This is a genomic window from Buchananella hordeovulneris (assembly GCF_001907235.1).
Classification (GTDB): domain Bacteria; phylum Actinomycetota; class Actinomycetes; order Actinomycetales; family Actinomycetaceae; genus Buchananella; species Buchananella hordeovulneris.
This window is the reverse complement of record NZ_MQVS01000002.1, coordinates 70757-86711: the sequence shown is the minus strand read 5'-3', so window position 1 is coordinate 86711 and position 15955 is coordinate 70757. Positions and strand designations below refer to the sequence as shown.

Here is a 15955-nt window from a genome sequence, read left to right as displayed (position 1 = left end):
GATTTCCGGCCGCCGCGGGGGCCCGCCGTCTACATTCGCCTGCGAAGCATTATCCCGGCTAATGGTCGACGGCGCGAATCACCGGGACTAATCGGCGGGCTGATCGGCTGCTCGCCCACCGGGGACGGGCGGCTCAGCCTGCGGCTCTTCGGTCTCGGGCTCTCTCGCCAGGGCCGCGTCTTTCCCGGCAGGTGCGGCAGCTTCGTCGTCCGCCACTGCCGTGGCCGACGCGGCAGGCTCGTCCACTTCGGCCGCGGCGTCCGCGGCGGCTTCAGCTTCCGCCGACAGGGCAGGCGTTTCGTCCGCGGCGGCCCCTGCGGCAACCGGGGGCAGACCGCGGCGCGGGTGGCGGCCCAGCCACCAGTAGGCCACGAGAGCTCCGATACCCACCAGCAGTGCCACCCACACGTTCAACCGCACGCCGAAGATGAGCTCCGCGTCGTCGATGCGCAGCATCTCGATCCACACGCGCCCGAGTGTGTAACCAAACACGTACAGGGCAAACAACTGCCCGGGCGCCAGTCGCCGCCGCCGCTCAATGAAAACCAGGAAGGCCGCCACCGCCAGGTTCCACAGCAGCTCATACAGGAAAGTCGGGTGGAACAGGGTACCGGGAGCGTACCCCGCCGGCAGGTGCGCATTGTCGATCTGCAGCCCCCACGGCAGGGTGGTCGGGGCACCGAAGAGCTCCTGGTTGAACCAGTTCCCCAGCCGCCCGATGGCCTGCGCCACGATGACGGCGGGGGCCAGGGCATCGGCAAACGGCGCGAACGCGACGTTGCGACGCCGCAGATACCACCACGCCACCAACGCCCCGAGCGTGATCGCCCCCCAGATTCCCAGTCCCCCGGTCCAGATCTGCGGAATGCGGCTGAGGTCACCGTCCGCCCCAAAGTAACGGTCCGGACTGGAGACCACATGGTAGAGGCGCCCACCGATGATGCCCGCTGGCACCAACCAGACGGCGGCATCGAACACGAGCTCGCCGTCTCCTCCGGCGCGGGCGTACCGCTTGGCGGTCCACCACACCGCCACCACGATGCCGACGATGATGCACAAGGCGTAGGCCCGCAGCGGTAGCGGACCCAGGTACCAAACAGATTCGCCGGGGCTCGGGATGCTCGCGGGCAACTTCATGGGCGGGTTCCTTCCTTGATGCTTTGCGCTAGGGCCGTCAATTTCCGCAGCTCGGCGGGCTGCGCCTCGCCAACCGCCCGCACAAACGCCGAACCGACAATCACCCCGTCAGCGTAAGCCGCCAGCTCGGCTGCCTGCTCCCGGTTGGATACCCCGAGACCGACACACACGTTCTCGGCCCCGGCGGCCCGTGTCCGGGCCACCAGCTCCTGGGCGACACCGTCGACCTGGCTGCGCACCCCCGTCACCCCCATGGTGGAGGCCGCGTAAATCCAGCCCCGATGCGCCGCCACCGTCAATTCCAGGCGCGCCGTGGTGGATGACGGAGCCACCAAGAAAATGCGCTCCAAGCCCGCCGCGTCGGTCGCCGCTATCCACTCGCCACCCGCATCGGGAGTCAGATCCGGGGTGATGACCCCGGCGCCCCCGGCGTTAGCCACGTCCCGGGCGAAGGCCGCCTGTCCGTAACGGAAAACCGGGTTGAAGTAGGTCATCAAGGTGATCGGCACGCCCAGCGGGGCCAGCGTTTCGACGGCAGCCAGATAGTCCCGCATGCGCACACCGCGCTCCAAGGCGAGCTTGTTGGCGGCCTGAATCACTTCGCCATCCATGCCCGGATCGGAGTAGGGAAAACCCAGCTCGATGACATCCACCCCGCCATCTATCAGGGCCCGCACCGCGTCCAACGACCCAGCCACCGTTGGATAGCCCACCGGCAGAAAACCCACCAGGGCGGCCTGTCCCGCCTGCCGCAAGGCGCTGATGCGCGGACCCGAGAGAATCGCCGTCATTCGCTCTGCCCCATTTCTTTCGCGGCCTGCCCGGCCTCGTGCGCGTCCAGCAGGCCAAACCATTGGGCCGCCGTCGCCACGTCCTTGTCGCCGCGCCCCGACAGATTTACCAAAATGACGGGCTGGCTGCCGTCGGCGGCCCGCTGTCCCGCCTGCGTCATGGCCCGCCCCGCGCGCAGCGCCCCCGCCAGGGCGTGCGCGGACTCGATGGCGGGGATGATTCCCTCCGAGTGGCTGAGCAGCCGGAAGGCCTCCATGGCTTCGGCGTCCGTGACCGGTTCGTATTCGACCCGGTTGATGTCGTGCAGCCAGGAGTGCTGCGGGCCGACACCGGGGTAATCCAGGCCGGCGGAAATCGAATGGGAGTCCAGGGTCTGCCCGTCGGCATCCTGCAGCAGGTAGGACTTCGAGCCGTGCAGCACGCCGACCTGGCCGTGGTTGATGGAGGCGGCGTGCCTGCCGGTGTCGACCCCGTCCCCCGCCGCTTCCAGTCCCAACAGGCGCACGTCGGGGTCGTCGAGGAAGGCATTGAAAATGCCGATCGCGTTAGAGCCGCCCCCGATGCAGGCGCACACGAGGTCCGGCAGTCGGCCGGTCAGTTCCCGCACCTGGGTGCGGGCTTCTTCCCCGATGATCTTTTGCAGGTCCCGGACCAGGGCCGGGAACGGTGCGGGCCCCGCCGCGGTGCCGAAAATGTAGTTGGTGGTCTCGATGTTGGCCACCCAATCCCGAAATGCCTCGTTGATGGCATCTTTCAGGGTGCGGGAACCGGCCTGCACCCCGCGCACTTCGGTGCCGAGCAGTCGCATGCGGGCAACATTCAGGGCCTGCCGCCGCATATCCTCCTGCCCCATGTAGATCACGCACTCCAGCCCGAGCAGGGCCGCGGCCGTGGCGGTGGCCACCCCGTGCTGACCCGCGCCCGTCTCGGCAATGATGCGGCGCTTGCCCACCTTACGGGTCAGCAGCGCCTGCCCCAGCACATTGTTGATCTTATGGCTGCCCGTGTGGTTCAGGTCTTCCCGCTTGAGGATTATCCGTACCTCGCCGGCGTGGGAGGCAAACTTCGGCACCTCCGTGATGATGGAGGGACGGCCGACGTAGGTGCGGTGCAGCTCTGCGAGCTCTGCCTGAAAGGCGGGATCGTCCCGCAGCTCCTGCCAGGCGGCGGACAGCTCATCAAGGGTGGCTTGCAGGGCTTCTGGCACATACCGGCCACCGAACTGGCCAAAGTAGGGGCCGGGCGCTTGCGACAGACTCACGCTTCTTCCCTTCCAAGATCGGGATTCGGGCCGAGGATTGGGTGGGAGCAGGCGGCGATGAACGACGCGACCGCCCCCTGCGGATCCCCGGACTTCACTAGGGCCTCCCCCACTAACACCGCTTGCGCACCGTCGCGGCAGTAGTCGACGACGTCGTGCGGCCCCCGGACACCGGACTCCGCCACCACGGTCACGTCGGCGGGCAGGACGTCGACTACCTGGGCAAAGACTCCCCGGTCTACCTCCAAGGTGGTCAAGTCGCGGGCATTGACGCCCACCAGGCGGGCGCCAGCGTCGACAGCCCGGCGGGCCTCTAACCGCGTGTGGGTCTCCACCAGCGCCGTCATCCCCAACGAATGGACCCGCTCGATGAGTGACTCAAGAGCAGGCTGGGCCAGCGCGGCCACGATCAGCAGGACGGCGTCGGCCCCATAGGCCCGCGCTTCGTGCACCTGGTAGGGCGAGACGACGAAGTCCTTGCGGAGCACCGGCACGTCGACGGCCGCGCGTACGGCCGCCAGGTCCGCCAGCGATCCCTTGAAGCGCCGCTGTTCTGTCAGGACCGAGATCATGGACGCGCCCCCGGCCTCGTACATGCGAGCCAGGGTCGCCGGGTCGGGAATGTCGGCAAGCAGCCCCTTGGAGGGGCTGGAGCGCTTGACCTCGGCGATGACGGTCACCGGGCCAGCCCCTGCGCGCAGCGCGGGAATGACCGCCCGTGCGCTGGCAACCTTCGCCGCCTCCTCCTTGATCATCTCAAGAGGCTTGGCAGCCTCGCGGACAGCGAGATCCTCCCGCACGCCGGCGATTATCTCGTCAAGTACGTTCATCCGTTGTCCTTTGCGCTTGTCGGCACCGCTAACCCTATCGGCACTTGCGGTCTCGTCCGCACCAAATTCTGTCCAGCGCCCTCACCCGGCCCACTGCCCCAGGTAGAACAGGCGCGCCCACCACAGGCTCATCCCGAAGGCGGCCACCACGTAGGTCGCGTATAGGCCCACCCGCCAGGCCGCTACCGGCCACCCGCCCCCGGCGGGTGCCAGTGGTTGCGCCGCCGGGATCGTCTCTGGCTGCTCCGCTGCCTCCCCGGGGGCCGGAGTCGGCCTGCGCCTGACCCAGGCCCCGATCACGAGCCACAGCGGCCACCAATACAGCATCGAGCGGGGCACCGAGAAGAGCCAGATCGAGGTGCCAAACGCCGCTAGGGTCACCGCTAGGTAGGCGCCGTCGGCCCAGGCGCGCCGCCCCACCAGCCAGGCCAACAACAGCAGCCCGAGGACGAACACCACCAGTTCGAACCGGAACATGAGCGCGAAGTCTGGATAGTCATGGATAGCCCGGAGGGTGGCCTTGATGGTGTCCCAGGGCCAGGTGAACTCCCGTTGCCAGCCCTCCTTTTGGGCATCCAACCAGGCGCGCGAATTGCCGGTCAGCCACCACAGGTAGCCCATGTAGGCCGCGAAGGTGACGGCGGGCAAAGTCAGCCAACCGATCGCGCGCGCCTTGGCCGCCAGGCCCCGCACCTGTAACAAGATCAGCAAACCTATCGCCCCGGCCACGAATAACCCGTTGACCCGTAGCGTGCAGGCCAGGGCCGTCAGGGCCGCGGCGGCGGGCCACTGCCCGCGCCGCGCCCGCTCCCAGGCCCAGAAGGCGGCCGCCGCGAACGGGGCCTCGGTGTAGACCACCATGGCGAAGACGCTCATGGGCGCCACCAGCCAGGCAAGAGCCACCCAGCGGCCCCCCAAGCGGGCCAGGGCCAAGGCCGCGAGCAGGGAACAGACGGCAGACAGCACCACCCCGGTCAACAGGTTGCTAAGTCCGAACAGCTGCCCCGCCCGCAGCACCAGCGGCAAGCCCGGGAAGAACGCCACGCGGGGGGCAAAGTCGGACAGGTCGTAGCCGTTGTCGGCAATCGCCAGGTAGTGGACCGTGTCCCAGTTACGCAGCATGCTGTCCACACTTCGGCCATTTTGCGCGCCGACGATAGCCAGCCATAGGCCGTGCAGGATGCGGGTGAGCGCCCACAGGGTCACCACGAACCAGGTGTCCGAGAGCTGGGCGAGTCTCTTTCCACCGCGGAGCAACTCCACCGGTTATTCCTCTCCTGCTAGTGGGGCCAGGCTGGCGGCCAGCTGCACCGCTCGCACCACGGCTGCCGCCTTGTGGCGGGTCTCCTCGTGTTCCAGTTGGGGTACCGAGTCGGCGACGACACCGGCCCCGGCCTGGATGTGTGCCACGCCGCGCCGCAGGACGGCGGTGCGGATGGCGATCGCCAGGTCGGCGTTCCCAGCGAAGTCGAAGTAGCCCACCACCCCGCCGTACAGGCCGCGCCGCACCGGCTCCAGTGTGTCGATCAGCTCCACCGCCCGCGGTTTGGGGGCCCCCGAGAGGGTTCCGGCTGGGAAGGTTGCCACCAGGGCATCGAGCGCCGTCTTGCCGGGCCGCAGCTGGCCGCGGACCGTGGAGGAAATGTGCATGATGTGGCTGAAGCGTTTGATTTCCATGAGCGGGTTGACGGCGATTGACTCTGGCCGGCACACCTTCGTGAGGTCGTTCCGGGCTAGGTCCACCAACATCGTGTGCTCGCTCAGCTCCTTCGGGTCAGCCAAGAGCTCGGCGGCCCGCGCCTGATCGGTTTGCGGAGCAGCGGCGCGGGGGCGGGAGCCCGCGATGGGGAAAGTCTGGACGCTGCCTTCTTGCACTCGTACCAGGGTCTCAGGCGAGGAACCGACGACGCTAAAGGGTTCGCCGTCGGCCTGCAGGTTCAGCAGGTACATGTAGGGCGACGGATTGATGGTGCGCAGGGCCCGGTAGACCGCCAGTGGGCTGGCCGCGCAGTCGACATCAGTGCGTTGGGAGAGCACCACCTGGAAGACCTCGCCGTCAACGATCGCTTCCTGCGCCGCGCGGACAGCGGCTTGAAAGTCCGCCGCCGCCGTGCGGTGCCGGACCTCCCCCGCCTCCGCCTGCCCCTGTGCGGCTAGGGCGGGCGCCGCCGGGGCCGCCAACGCCTGCTGCATCTGGTCCAGGCGGTCCACCGCGGCCTGGTAGGCGTCGTGGGTGGTGGGATCGGTCAAAGTGATCAGCCACATCTCCCCGGCCGCGTGGTCGAGGGCGACGACGTCGCCCGCCAGCAGCAACGCGACATCCGGCAGCGCCAGCTCAGCGGGAGCCTGCCGCCGCAGGGTCGGCTCCCAGGCGTAGACCAGATCCCAGCCGAGCGCCCCCACCAGGGCGCCCGCCAGGGGTGGCAGCCCTGGCAGCGGCGCGCTTTGGAGCGCCGCCAGGCTCTGTTCCAGCACCGGCAGGGCGGGGCCTTGCCGCGGCACCCCGGCGGGCAGCTGTCCCTGCCAACGCACGTGCTCGATAGTGCCGGTGCAGTGCGCCAGGGCCCGCACCCCGATGAAGCTCCAGCGCCCCCAGGCCCCACCGTGCTCGGCCGATTCCAGCAGGAACGTCCCGTCCTGCCCCGCGGCCAGGTGCCGGTACACCCCGACCGCGGTGAGCTCCTCGGCCAGCAACCGACGCACCACCGGCACCAACGCCCGATCCGTTGCCACCTGGGGAAATTCGGCGGGCGACGGCCACGTCTGCCCCCACGCCATCTCGTTCACCGTTCTTCCTCTCCCGTCGTCAGCGACAAAAATCCTCCGGCAGTAAAGCAACTGCGGGTGCCGGTGTGGCAGGCAGCCCCCACTTGGCGCGCCCGCACCAAGACGGTGTCACCATCGCAGTCCACCTGCACATCCACCACCTGCTGGATATGCCCCGAAGTGTCGCCCTTGCGCCAGTAGGTCTGCCGGGAGCGGGACCAGAACCACACTCGGCCCGTGCGCAACGTCCGGGCCAATGCCGTCTCGTCCATCCACGCCAACATGAGCACCTGCCCCGATTCGGCGTCCTGCACGATGGCCGGTAAGAGGTTGTCGGCATTGAAGCGCAGCCGTTGCCGCAGCTGGGCAGGCAGGTGGTCGCTCACGGTGCCGTCACCTGTCGCACTAGGTGTCCCGCCGCGGCCAGGCCCGCCTTGACCTGCGGGATCGTCAGGGTGCCGTAGTGAAACACCGAGGCCGCCAGCACGGCGTCGGCCCCCGCCGCGGCGGCCGCTACGAAGTGCTCCACCGCCCCGGCTCCCCCGGACGCGATGATGGGCACCCGCACGGCGGCCCGCACCGCCTGCAGCATCTCTATATCGAAGCCGCCGCGCACCCCATCGGCGTCCATCGAGTTCAGCAAGATCTCCCCCACGCCCAGGGCGCCAGCCTGCTCGACCCAGGCCAGCGCGTCCACACCCGCCGCCCGGCGGCCGCCGTGCGTGGTTACCTCGAAGCCGGAATCGGTCGGGCCTCGCCGCGCATCGACGGACAAAACGACCACTTGGTCACCAAAACGGTCCGCTATTTCGGCCAGCAGCGACGGGCGGGCAAGGGCACCGGTGTTTATCCCTACCTTGTCTGCCCCCGCCCGCAGCAACCGGTCAACGTCTTCCACGCTGCGCACCCCGCCGCCCACCGTCAGTGGCACAAAAACGTTCTCGGCGGTGCGGGAGACGATCTCCAGGGTGGTGGCCCTGCCCTCTGCCGAGGCCGAGACGTCGAGGAACGTTATTTCGTCAGCGCCCTGCGCGCAGTACTGACCGGCCAAGGCCACCGGGTCACCCGCGTCTTGCAAATTCGCGAAGTTCACGCCCTTGACTACCCGACCGGCATCGACGTCCAGACAGGGGATGACCCGCAGTGCCACGCTCATCGTTCCTCCTTCCTGGCCAAGGGTAGCGTTAAGCCATGCCTGCCTTGCACACATTCCACTCTGCGGTGCGCGTCCTGGCCGCCACCAGCCGCGGGCGGGCGCTGCTGGTGGCAGTCGGCGGTCCCTCCGGGGCTGGCAAGTCGACGCTGGCCGCGGCCCTCGCCACGCTGCCCGCCGCTGGGATCTTCCCGCTGGAGACGTGCTACCGCGGTTGGCGCGGCCTGCACTTGGGGCTACACCTGGCGGCCGACCACCTAGCGGCGCTGCGCGCCGGGCAAGGTGCCGTGGCTTGGCCGCAGTGGGACTGGGCAGCCGCCCGGCCCCTGCCGCCCCGTCCCTTACCGCGCCCTCTCCTGCTGATCGTTGAAGGGGTGGGGGCCGATCATCCGCTCATTGCCGCCCACGCGGATGTGGTGGTGCGGGTGGAGGCAGGCGCTGCGGTGCGCCAGCAGCGCGTGGCAGCCCGGGACGGCCGTTGGGATTTTGCCTGGCACGAATGGGCCCGCCTGGAGGCAAGCCTGCCACGGGTGCGCCCCCACCTGCTGGTGCAGGCGGGGGCGGCAAGTTAGGGGCTAGTTGGTGGCCGTCTCGCTGGCCGTGGGAGTGGCTGGCGTCGGGCTTTCGCTCGGGTTAGTTGGTTGCTCAATGACCGCCAGGATGTCGATCATGCCGGCCACCGGTTTGTCTCCCCCGGCCAAAGCGGCGGGAGCCCGGAAGACGATTCGCGACCCCACCTGCCGGTCGATCACCGCCTCCGCCAGCACCGGCTGGATCCGGTTGAGATCCACCACTTCAGGACCGCCCCGTTTGAAGGTCGAACTGATGACGTTGCCCTGGAAGTCGATCAGCACGAACTGGGCGACGATCCGCGCCCCGGGTTGGACCTGCTCCCCCCCGCCGATGACGACGGTGTGGGTTTCCGTGCGATCCGGTACTTCGCCCGTGACCTTGGACAGCACCGGTTCTTCGTCGTTTTGGAACGTCACGGTCGGATCGGTGTAGAGGGAGGAGTTGTAGGAAACCCGGTGCCGCAACACATCGGCGACCACGATCTCCATGTACTGGCCCTTTTCCCTATCGTCCACCATGTGGGTAACCAGCACGCGGGAACCACCCGGCACCTGCAGGAGCCGGTGATAGAGCCACTCTGGCAAGTGCTGCGGGGTGGCGTAGGTGACGCGTACCTCGGGAGAGTCGCCACGCGAGGTGCGTTCGCCGGTGGTGCCGTTGAACGTGGTCAGGGCCAACACAATGCGGGCGCCGTCGCGGATGGGGGTGCCGTTGCCGCGCCGCGTCACCACGGATTCCACGCGGTCGACCACTTCCAGCGGCTGCTCCAACACCATGGAGGGCAGTGCCCCCGGCCGACCAGCCACGGTCATGTGTTTCAAAGTTGGGTAGACCAAGCCCTCTTGCTGCGAGGACTGCGACTCGTCAGCGCCTTGGGCCTGCCACACCGCTATCGCTACCCCAACTCCCCCCAGGAGCGCTAGTGCTAGTGCCACCGGCCACCAGGCCAGCAGGCGCCGCAGGCGGGATTTGCGTGGTCGCTTACTGACCAGCACGATCGAGCCAGTGTCGGTGCGAACCTCTTCCAGTTCCTCCTCGTCGACCGCCGCAACCCGCTCCTTCAGCGCCTTGGCCGAACGGGTCCAAGGGGCATCAGAGCCGTCGGGAGACCCAAAGCTGGGTGCTGCGGGCACCGCACCGTCCTCGGTCGCGGCCGCTGGTGCCTCCGCCTCGGGGATCGCCGCGGCGGATTCTTCCCCTTCGCTGGTCGCCGACTGGGCTCCGGGGACGGCCTGCTGCGCCCGAAAGGCCGTTGCCGCCCACTTGCCGTAGGAGTCCGCTAGGCCGTCTGCCGCCTGCGCGGCCTGTTCCGAGACGGCCTCACTGAGGCTGTCCCCGAGGGCTGTCAGCTCCTCGGTGACCGCTTCCTCGGTCGCCGGCCCCGCTTGGGACCAGCCCTTCGCCGCGAGCTTGCGGGCCTTGGAGAGGCCAAACCGCGGTTGGGAGGCTGCCGCAGCGCCCGCACCAGCCGGGGCCATCTCCGCCTGCGGCGGTGGACCGGCGGACTCGGGCGGCTCGGCAGCCGAGGGAGTTTCGTCCCCACCGGCAGCGTCGGCCGCTGGCAGGGCCGCAGCAGCCGGGGTCACTGGCACACCCCGGATCGGCGTCGCGGCACCGGGCGGCAACGGGCTGGCGGGCCAGCGCGGCGCTGGCTGCCCCACCGGCGGCGTTGGAGCCTGTGTCGTTAGGCGGGGACGCTGCGGCTCTCGCAGTTGCGCCGCCGCGCCACTTCCCTCGTATTCAGGGGTCGGTACCTGGGGCACGCCCCGCGGGTTGGTGCGGGGATGCAGGTCTCGGCGCCGCGGCAGCGGACGTTCGCTGCCCGTGCGGGCGTCAGACTCGCTCATACCGGCATTACCTCGGTTCTTCTCAGTTCGGTCAGCAGCTGCTCGACCTCGGGGTTTTGAGTCTGCCACGGGTCCTTCAAAGTGATGGCAGACAAGGAGCGGTCAAGGATTCGCAGGCTGGTCCAGTCGACTGCCAGATCCCGCCGCATTTGCCTCGCCACCGATACTGCCTCACCGCGTAGGGCAGCCCGCGTAGCAGGCGGTGTGTTTTTCGCCGCAGTGACTTCGCTGGGGGTGGTGAATCGCCTGAGCATTCCCCGCGCTTCCAGCTGCTGCCGCAAACCGGTGTTTCCAATGTCATGGTAGGCGAAGGCCAGTCGGGCGGTGGTCGGGTGGGCGAGGTCGACGCCATGACGCTGGCAGTGCCGCTCCAGGAGGCGGCGTTTAGCCACGTGATCGAGCAGGTCCGCCACCGCTGCGGCGTTGTCTGCCCGCAGGGCCTCCACGGCAATGGCCCACAGCTCGTGTCCCAACCGCACCCAGGGATCGGCGTCGGCGGCCGCCAAGCTACCGGTGCGCTCCACCAGCTCGGCCTGCAACTCCAGCGCGGTCCGCCGCTGCCCGTTCGCCAGCTCCAGCACGGTGGCAGGTTGCGCGCTGACCGCGTGCAGGGCCGCCAGCGGATCTGCCAGGGCCAGGTCGGCCAATCGGGCACCGCTCTCCAAGGCGGTGACCAGCAGGCAAGCGGCCGCCAGCAAGATGAGCTGGGTGCCCTCTGCCATCGGCGTGTCAGCGTTGATGAGGTGCAGGCGCCGGAACTGCGCAATATCCGCGTGCGGCTCATCGCGGGTGTTTATTAGCGGCCGGGAGCGGGAGGTCGCGGCCGAGATCACATCGGAGACCACGGCTGCCCGTTGCGACAGCACGTAGCGCGGGGTGGGATCGCATACCACGTGCCCCGTACCGGTTATGACCTGGCGGGTAACCAAGTGCGTTACCAGGCCGAGCACGCGCTCGTGAAAGTCGTGGCGGCGCCGCAGCAGATAGTTTTCGTGGCACCCAAACGATGTTCCCTCCGCGTCTAGATTGTTGCGCAGCAGGTGAATATTTCCTGCCACTCCCCGCGCCTGCAGGCGAGCCGTGGCCCGGGCGGCCAGCGCGGCCAACAGTTCACTGCCGGCCCGGTCGTTATTCAGCAGCTCCTGCAGCGTGGCGCACTCCGCCGTGGCGTACTCCGGATGCGCGCCCACATCCAGGTAGAGGCGCGCCCCGTTGGGCAGGAACATGTTGGCGCCGCGTTCCAGTTCCGGATCGGCGAAGAGCTCAGCGGCTGCCGCCTCCGCGCTGAGGGCCTGCGGGCCGACATGCGTGATGCCGTACTCGATCTCCAGCCCGGCTATCCGGCGCAGATTGCTCACTGCCCGCCCTTTTGCACAAATCCCTGCACAAAAGTCTCCGCGTCGGCCGCCAAGACCGCGTCAATATCGTCTAACAGCGCGTCGACGTCGGCCACCTGGGCAGCGGGGGCGGGGAGGGGCGGGGCCAGCTCCTGCTCTTCCTGCCCTGCTGCTTGGCGCGGTACCTGCCGGTTCATGCCTGTCCTTCCTTCCCCTTTTGTGGTCTCTCAGCCTACTGGGCGGTGAGCTGTGCTAGCACGGGCGGAATCTGCCCGTCGGCGGCGGTGGGCAGCGCCAACCGCCGCAAATAGGGGTCGCCCGGCAGGTCCAAAATCACAGATGTCCACGAGGCGGCAAATGCTCGCCCGCTGCGCACGGCGGCGGCCCGGACGGCCGCCCGCGTGGTGCCCACCGGTCGCTCGACTGCCGCCCGTACCTCCGCCGCGGAAAACAGACGCCCCACCTGCCCGGCAGCATCCAGGCGGGCAACGATGGAGGATGACGGGCGCAGGTCGTGCCATTGCAGATCCAACGCTTGCAGCTTTGGGTGCTGCCAATCGCCGCCGAGCCGGGCGGCGAGCGCCCCCAGCACCTGGTACTTGGCCACCCACTCAACGTAGCGAGCAGCCGCGGGGCGGGCGAACTCGAGCAGGTCCAGCACCTTGCCCCACAGCGCGAAGATCTCTGCCTCCTCTCCAGTCAGAGGGCCAAGCTGCGCGCCGACGATTTCGCGTAGCTGCCGCTGAATTTCCAACGCGGTAGCGGTCTTGCCGTTGCGCAGCTCTACCCGGTGGGTGAGCGTAGGGTCGTGGGAGATCTCCCGCGCAGCGGCCACCGGGTTGGCCAGGGCCAGACCGCTGATGGACAGCGGCAACCCCGCCTCCGCAAGGGAGAGCACCAGGCTCGTGGTGCCTAAGCGCAGGAACAGCGAGTAGTCAAAGAGATTGGCGTCGCCGTTGATGATGTGCAGTCGCCGCCACTGGCTGGCATCCGCGTGCGGCTCGTCGCGCATATTGACGATGGGCCGGTTGAAGGTCGTCTCTAAACCAATGTCGTTTTCGATGAAATCGGCACGTTGGGAGATCTGGAAGCCGGGTTGTTCGCTGCGTTGGCCGCGGCCGAGCCGCCCGGTGCCGCACAGGATCGGCCGGGTAACGAGGAACGGCAGCAACACGGCAATGATGTCGTCCAAATCGGTCGCGCGGCTGACCTGGTAGTTCTCGTGGGCACCGTAGGCTGCCCCCTTGCCGTCGGTGTTGTTCTTAAACAGGACGGTGCCGTCGCCGAGGGCGGCCATTGCTTGGGCGGCCACGACGTCGCCTGCCCGGTCGGCCAGCACCGCGTCGCGGACGGAGGCCGCCTCGCCGGCCGAGTACTCGGGGTGGGCGTGGTCGACGTAGAAACGGGCTCCGGCCAAGGTCACGCAGTTGGTGGGGGTCGCTAGGGACAGTTCGGCGGAGCTCGGGCGAGGCAATGCGGGCAGTGCCGCCGCCCCCGCCTCGCCTGTGCCGCTTGGCGGCAGGTTGGGCGCGGGCACCGGAGCGGGCAGGTGGCTGCGCGGAGCATCGGTGAGCTGGCTCGGGTGAGCTGCGGCTCGGGGGAGGCGGTGTCCCCGCAGGTCGTTTAGCGGGTCTTCCCCCGCATAGTCCCACCGCACAGGCGGCACCGGCAGCGTGGCGGCGTAGGCAGCCACTATGTTGCTGGCCAATGTTTGGGCCTGGGCGCGGGGGTTTCCTTCCTGGATGATGCCGTATTCGGTTTCGGTGGACAGGATTCTCATGCGTCTAACTCCGGGGCCGGGCCGAGGTTTGGCAGACCCGGTGTCGGGGTGTCGCCCAAGAGGTCGGCCAGTTGGGCGGCCTCTTGGGCGAGGGCCACCTCGATGTCGGTCAGGCGCAGGCCGCTGGCTTCGCCCCGGGTTTCGGCCAGGAGCGCGGACAGCTTGGCCCGGGCAACGATTTGCGCGAGCATGGCCCCCGATATGTGGGCGGCCAGGCGGGGGTGGGTGCGAAGCCCGGCCACCACGGCGTCGGCGAGGTGGGCGCGCTGGCCCTCCCCGTGCCCCGGGACGGAGGGGTCCAGCGGCACGGTCAGCGGCAGGTGCTTGGTCACGATGTCGCGGGCGGCCGACAGGTCGGGGCGGGGAATGCGCAACTTCAGGTCCAGGCGGCCGGGGCGTAAAACCGCCGGGTCGATCATGTCTTCCCGGTTGGTGGCCCCGATGACGCGGACGTTGCCGAGGGCGGTGACCCCATCGAGTTCGGCCAGCAATTGCGGGACGATCGTGGTTTCCATGTCCGAGGAGATGCCGCTGCCGCGGGTGCGGAACAGGGCTTCCATCTCGTCGAAGAACAGCACGACGGCGTGCCCGGCGGCCGCTAGTTCGCGGGCACGCGCAAAGACTGCCCGTATTTTGCGTTCGGATTCGCCGACGTACATGTCGAGAAGTTCCGGTCCGTCTACTGCCAGGAAGTAGCCGGTGACGTCCTGCCCGGCACGGGAACGCACGCCGCGGGCCAGGGAGGTGGCCAGGGCTTTGGCGATCATGGTTTTGCCGCAGCCGGGCGGGCCGTAGAGCAACACTCCGTGGGTAGTGGCCAGCTGGTAGCGGGCAAAAAGTTCCGGGTGGGTCAGCGGCAGCTCGATGCTCTGGCGTATCTGGGTCACCAGGTGGTCTAGTCCCCCGATGTCGGTGAAGTCGACGTCGGGCATCTGCGGGGTCAGGAGCTGTTCGACGTCTCGGCGTACCAGGACCTCGGTGGCCACGGCGGTACGGGGATCGAAACGCATCGTCGCCCCGATCTCTACCTGCGCGCCGTGCAAGGCTCGGCTGCGGCGCACCACCCGTTCGCCACCACCCGTGGTGGCGACAATGAGGCGCGTCTCGTCGACGATCTCCTTGACGGTGCCCAGCTCCCCGGTTGAGGGGCCTGGCACGACGTCAACCGCCACGGCGTGTGCGTCCAGTGCCACCCAGGTACCTGGTCCCAGGGTGCCGAGCACCAGGTGCCCGGCGGCCGGAACAGAGCGCACCACTGGGCCCTCTTGCACCGTCAGTCGCCGCTCGGTGAGATCCACCTCCAGGACGGGCACCTGGGTGAGGGGCGAGCGGCGCCAAGCCTCGAGTTGCTGCCCGAGCTGCGTTAGCTGGGAGCGGGCGTCGGCCAGGGCGGCGGCCAGGCGGGTGTTCTTTTCCCGCAGGCTGGCCAGTTCGCGCGCGGCGGCGGTGGGGTCACTCACCGTCGTCCTCCACTAGGCGCGCGGCCCGCGCCTGGATGTCTCGCCGCACCCGCCGGACCTTTTTGTCGGAGATGGGGCGTTCGCCGACGTCGGCGCTCGTCCACTCGGCGTCTGGTTCGTAGGCACCTTTGGCGGGGCGCCGGGTCCGCACCGGGGGTTCGGTGCCGGGTGCGAGTCGCCGGGTGGTCAGCAGGAAGCCGGTGTGGGCGATCATGCGGTGCTCGGGTCGCACCGCGAGGCCCTCCAGGTGCCAGTCGCGCACCAGCGACTCCCAGGCGCGTGGTTCCGTGAATTGGCCGGTGTCGCGCAGATCCTCGGCCAGGCGCGAAAGCTGGGTGGTGGTGGCCACGTAGCACAGCAGCACCCCGCCGGGGGCGAGCGCGGTTGCGCAGGCCGCCAGGTTCTCCCACGGTGCCAGCATGTCCAGCACGATGCGGTCGACGCTGCCGGGCGGGCAGTGCTCGGGCAGGACGGTGGCTAAGTCCCCCACCTCGACCTGCCAGGCCGGGTGGCGGCGCCCGAACCACATGTCGACGTTGCCTTGGGCGATGTCAGCGAAGTCGGCGCGGCGCTCCACCGAGAGCAGCCGCCCGTGCTCGCCAATGGCGGACAGCAGGGACATGGTCAGTGCGCCCGACCCCACCCCGGCCTCCACCACTGTGGCTCCCGGGAATATGTCTCCCATCTGCACGATCTGGCCGGCGTCCTTGGGGTAGACGACGGCCGCGCCGCGCGGCATGGACAGCACGTAGTCGCTCAGCAGTGGCCGCAGGGCCAGGTATTGGGTGCCGATGGAGGTGGTCATGACGGTGCCTTCGGGCAGTCCGATCAGCTCCGCGTGTTTGAACGAGCCTCGGTGAGTATGAAACCACCCGTCTTGCGTTAAGACGATGGTGTGCATGCGTCCCTTGGAGTCGGTGAGTTGCACGCGGTCACCCCAGGTCAGGGGCCCGCGCCGGGAGGCTGGGCCGAGCGGCAGGCTGCTATTGGTCACGCAGGCAGTCTACGGGGGCGCTACG

Annotated in this window: 15 protein-coding genes; 1 reads left to right on the top strand and 14 read right to left on the bottom strand. The window is 68.8% G+C overall.

From position 1 onward, the window contains the following. Nucleotides 1–87: 87 nt before the first annotated feature. The 8 genes from lgt to hisF form a co-directional block, all read right to left on the bottom strand. On the bottom strand, nucleotides 88–1137 hold the full coding sequence (gene lgt, locus BSZ40_RS02230; RefSeq protein ID WP_073822906.1) for a prolipoprotein diacylglyceryl transferase: 1050 nt from the start codon (nucleotides 1135–1137) through the stop codon (nucleotides 88–90). Beyond that, complete coding sequence (gene trpA / locus BSZ40_RS02225) at nucleotides 1134–1928, bottom strand: tryptophan synthase subunit alpha (protein WP_073822904.1); 795 nt, start codon at nucleotides 1926–1928, stop codon at nucleotides 1134–1136. Before trpA ends, lgt begins: the two co-directional genes overlap by 4 nt. Beyond that, complete coding sequence (gene trpB / locus BSZ40_RS02220; RefSeq protein WP_073822902.1) at nucleotides 1925–3190, bottom strand: tryptophan synthase subunit beta; 1266 nt, start codon at nucleotides 3188–3190, stop codon at nucleotides 1925–1927. The genes trpA and trpB overlap by 4 nt, the downstream gene beginning before the upstream one ends. Beyond that, nucleotides 3187–4020, bottom strand: coding sequence for an indole-3-glycerol phosphate synthase TrpC (trpC, locus tag BSZ40_RS02215; RefSeq protein WP_073822900.1), 834 nt, complete (start codon nucleotides 4018–4020; stop codon nucleotides 3187–3189). Before trpC ends, trpB begins: the two co-directional genes overlap by 4 nt. A gap of 81 nt (nucleotides 4021–4101) precedes the next feature. Further along, nucleotides 4102–5283 (bottom strand): mannosyltransferase family protein, encoded by a 1182-nt coding sequence (locus BSZ40_RS02210; protein ID WP_073822898.1) that lies wholly within the window; start codon nucleotides 5281–5283, stop codon nucleotides 4102–4104. Between the two features lie 3 nt (nucleotides 5284–5286). Continuing rightward, a complete protein-coding gene (locus BSZ40_RS02205) occupies nucleotides 5287–6798 on the bottom strand; it encodes a chorismate-binding protein (protein WP_073823267.1) in 1512 nt (503 codons plus the stop codon). A gap of 5 nt (nucleotides 6799–6803) precedes the next feature. Next, on the bottom strand, nucleotides 6804–7172 hold the full coding sequence (gene hisI, locus BSZ40_RS02200) for a phosphoribosyl-AMP cyclohydrolase (RefSeq protein WP_073822896.1): 369 nt from the start codon (nucleotides 7170–7172) through the stop codon (nucleotides 6804–6806). After that, entirely contained in the window at nucleotides 7169–7942 is a 774-nt protein-coding gene (gene hisF, locus BSZ40_RS02195; protein WP_073822894.1) for an imidazole glycerol phosphate synthase subunit HisF, read from the bottom strand. Before hisF ends, hisI begins: the two co-directional genes overlap by 4 nt. A gap of 35 nt (nucleotides 7943–7977) precedes the next feature. Here hisF and BSZ40_RS11475 point away from each other — a divergent pair, with 35 nt between their 5' ends. Further along, nucleotides 7978–8511, top strand: a complete 534-nt coding sequence (locus BSZ40_RS11475) for a nucleoside/nucleotide kinase family protein (RefSeq protein WP_073822892.1) — start codon at nucleotides 7978–7980, stop codon at nucleotides 8509–8511. A 3-nt stretch (nucleotides 8512–8514) separates the two neighbouring features. Here the strand turns inward: BSZ40_RS11475 and BSZ40_RS02185 are convergent, their stop codons facing one another. Genes BSZ40_RS02185 through BSZ40_RS02160 form a run of 6 tightly spaced genes read right to left on the bottom strand, consistent with a single transcriptional unit; the run spans nucleotide 8515 to nucleotide 15930 of the window. After that, on the bottom strand, nucleotides 8515–10359 hold the full coding sequence (locus BSZ40_RS02185; RefSeq protein WP_124911386.1) for a hypothetical protein: 1845 nt from the start codon (nucleotides 10357–10359) through the stop codon (nucleotides 8515–8517). After that, nucleotides 10356–11717, bottom strand: coding sequence for a proteasome accessory factor PafA2 family protein (locus BSZ40_RS02180; protein WP_073822888.1), 1362 nt, complete (start codon nucleotides 11715–11717; stop codon nucleotides 10356–10358). The genes BSZ40_RS02185 and BSZ40_RS02180 overlap by 4 nt, the downstream gene beginning before the upstream one ends. Next, nucleotides 11714–11893 (bottom strand): ubiquitin-like protein Pup, encoded by a 180-nt coding sequence (locus BSZ40_RS02175; RefSeq protein WP_073822885.1) that lies wholly within the window; start codon nucleotides 11891–11893, stop codon nucleotides 11714–11716. Before BSZ40_RS02175 ends, BSZ40_RS02180 begins: the two co-directional genes overlap by 4 nt. A 35-nt stretch (nucleotides 11894–11928) precedes the next feature. After that, nucleotides 11929–13476, bottom strand: coding sequence for a proteasome accessory factor PafA2 family protein (locus BSZ40_RS02170; RefSeq protein ID WP_073822883.1), 1548 nt, complete (start codon nucleotides 13474–13476; stop codon nucleotides 11929–11931). Continuing rightward, complete coding sequence (locus BSZ40_RS02165; RefSeq protein ID WP_073822881.1) at nucleotides 13473–14936, bottom strand: AAA family ATPase; 1464 nt, start codon at nucleotides 14934–14936, stop codon at nucleotides 13473–13475. Before BSZ40_RS02165 ends, BSZ40_RS02170 begins: the two co-directional genes overlap by 4 nt. Beyond that, nucleotides 14929–15930 carry a tRNA (adenine-N1)-methyltransferase gene (locus BSZ40_RS02160; RefSeq protein WP_073822879.1) on the bottom strand — a complete coding sequence of 334 codons (1002 nt, stop codon included), beginning with the start codon at nucleotides 15928–15930 and terminating at the stop codon, nucleotides 14929–14931. The genes BSZ40_RS02165 and BSZ40_RS02160 overlap by 8 nt, the downstream gene beginning before the upstream one ends. Nucleotides 15931–15955: the final 25 nt, after the last annotated feature.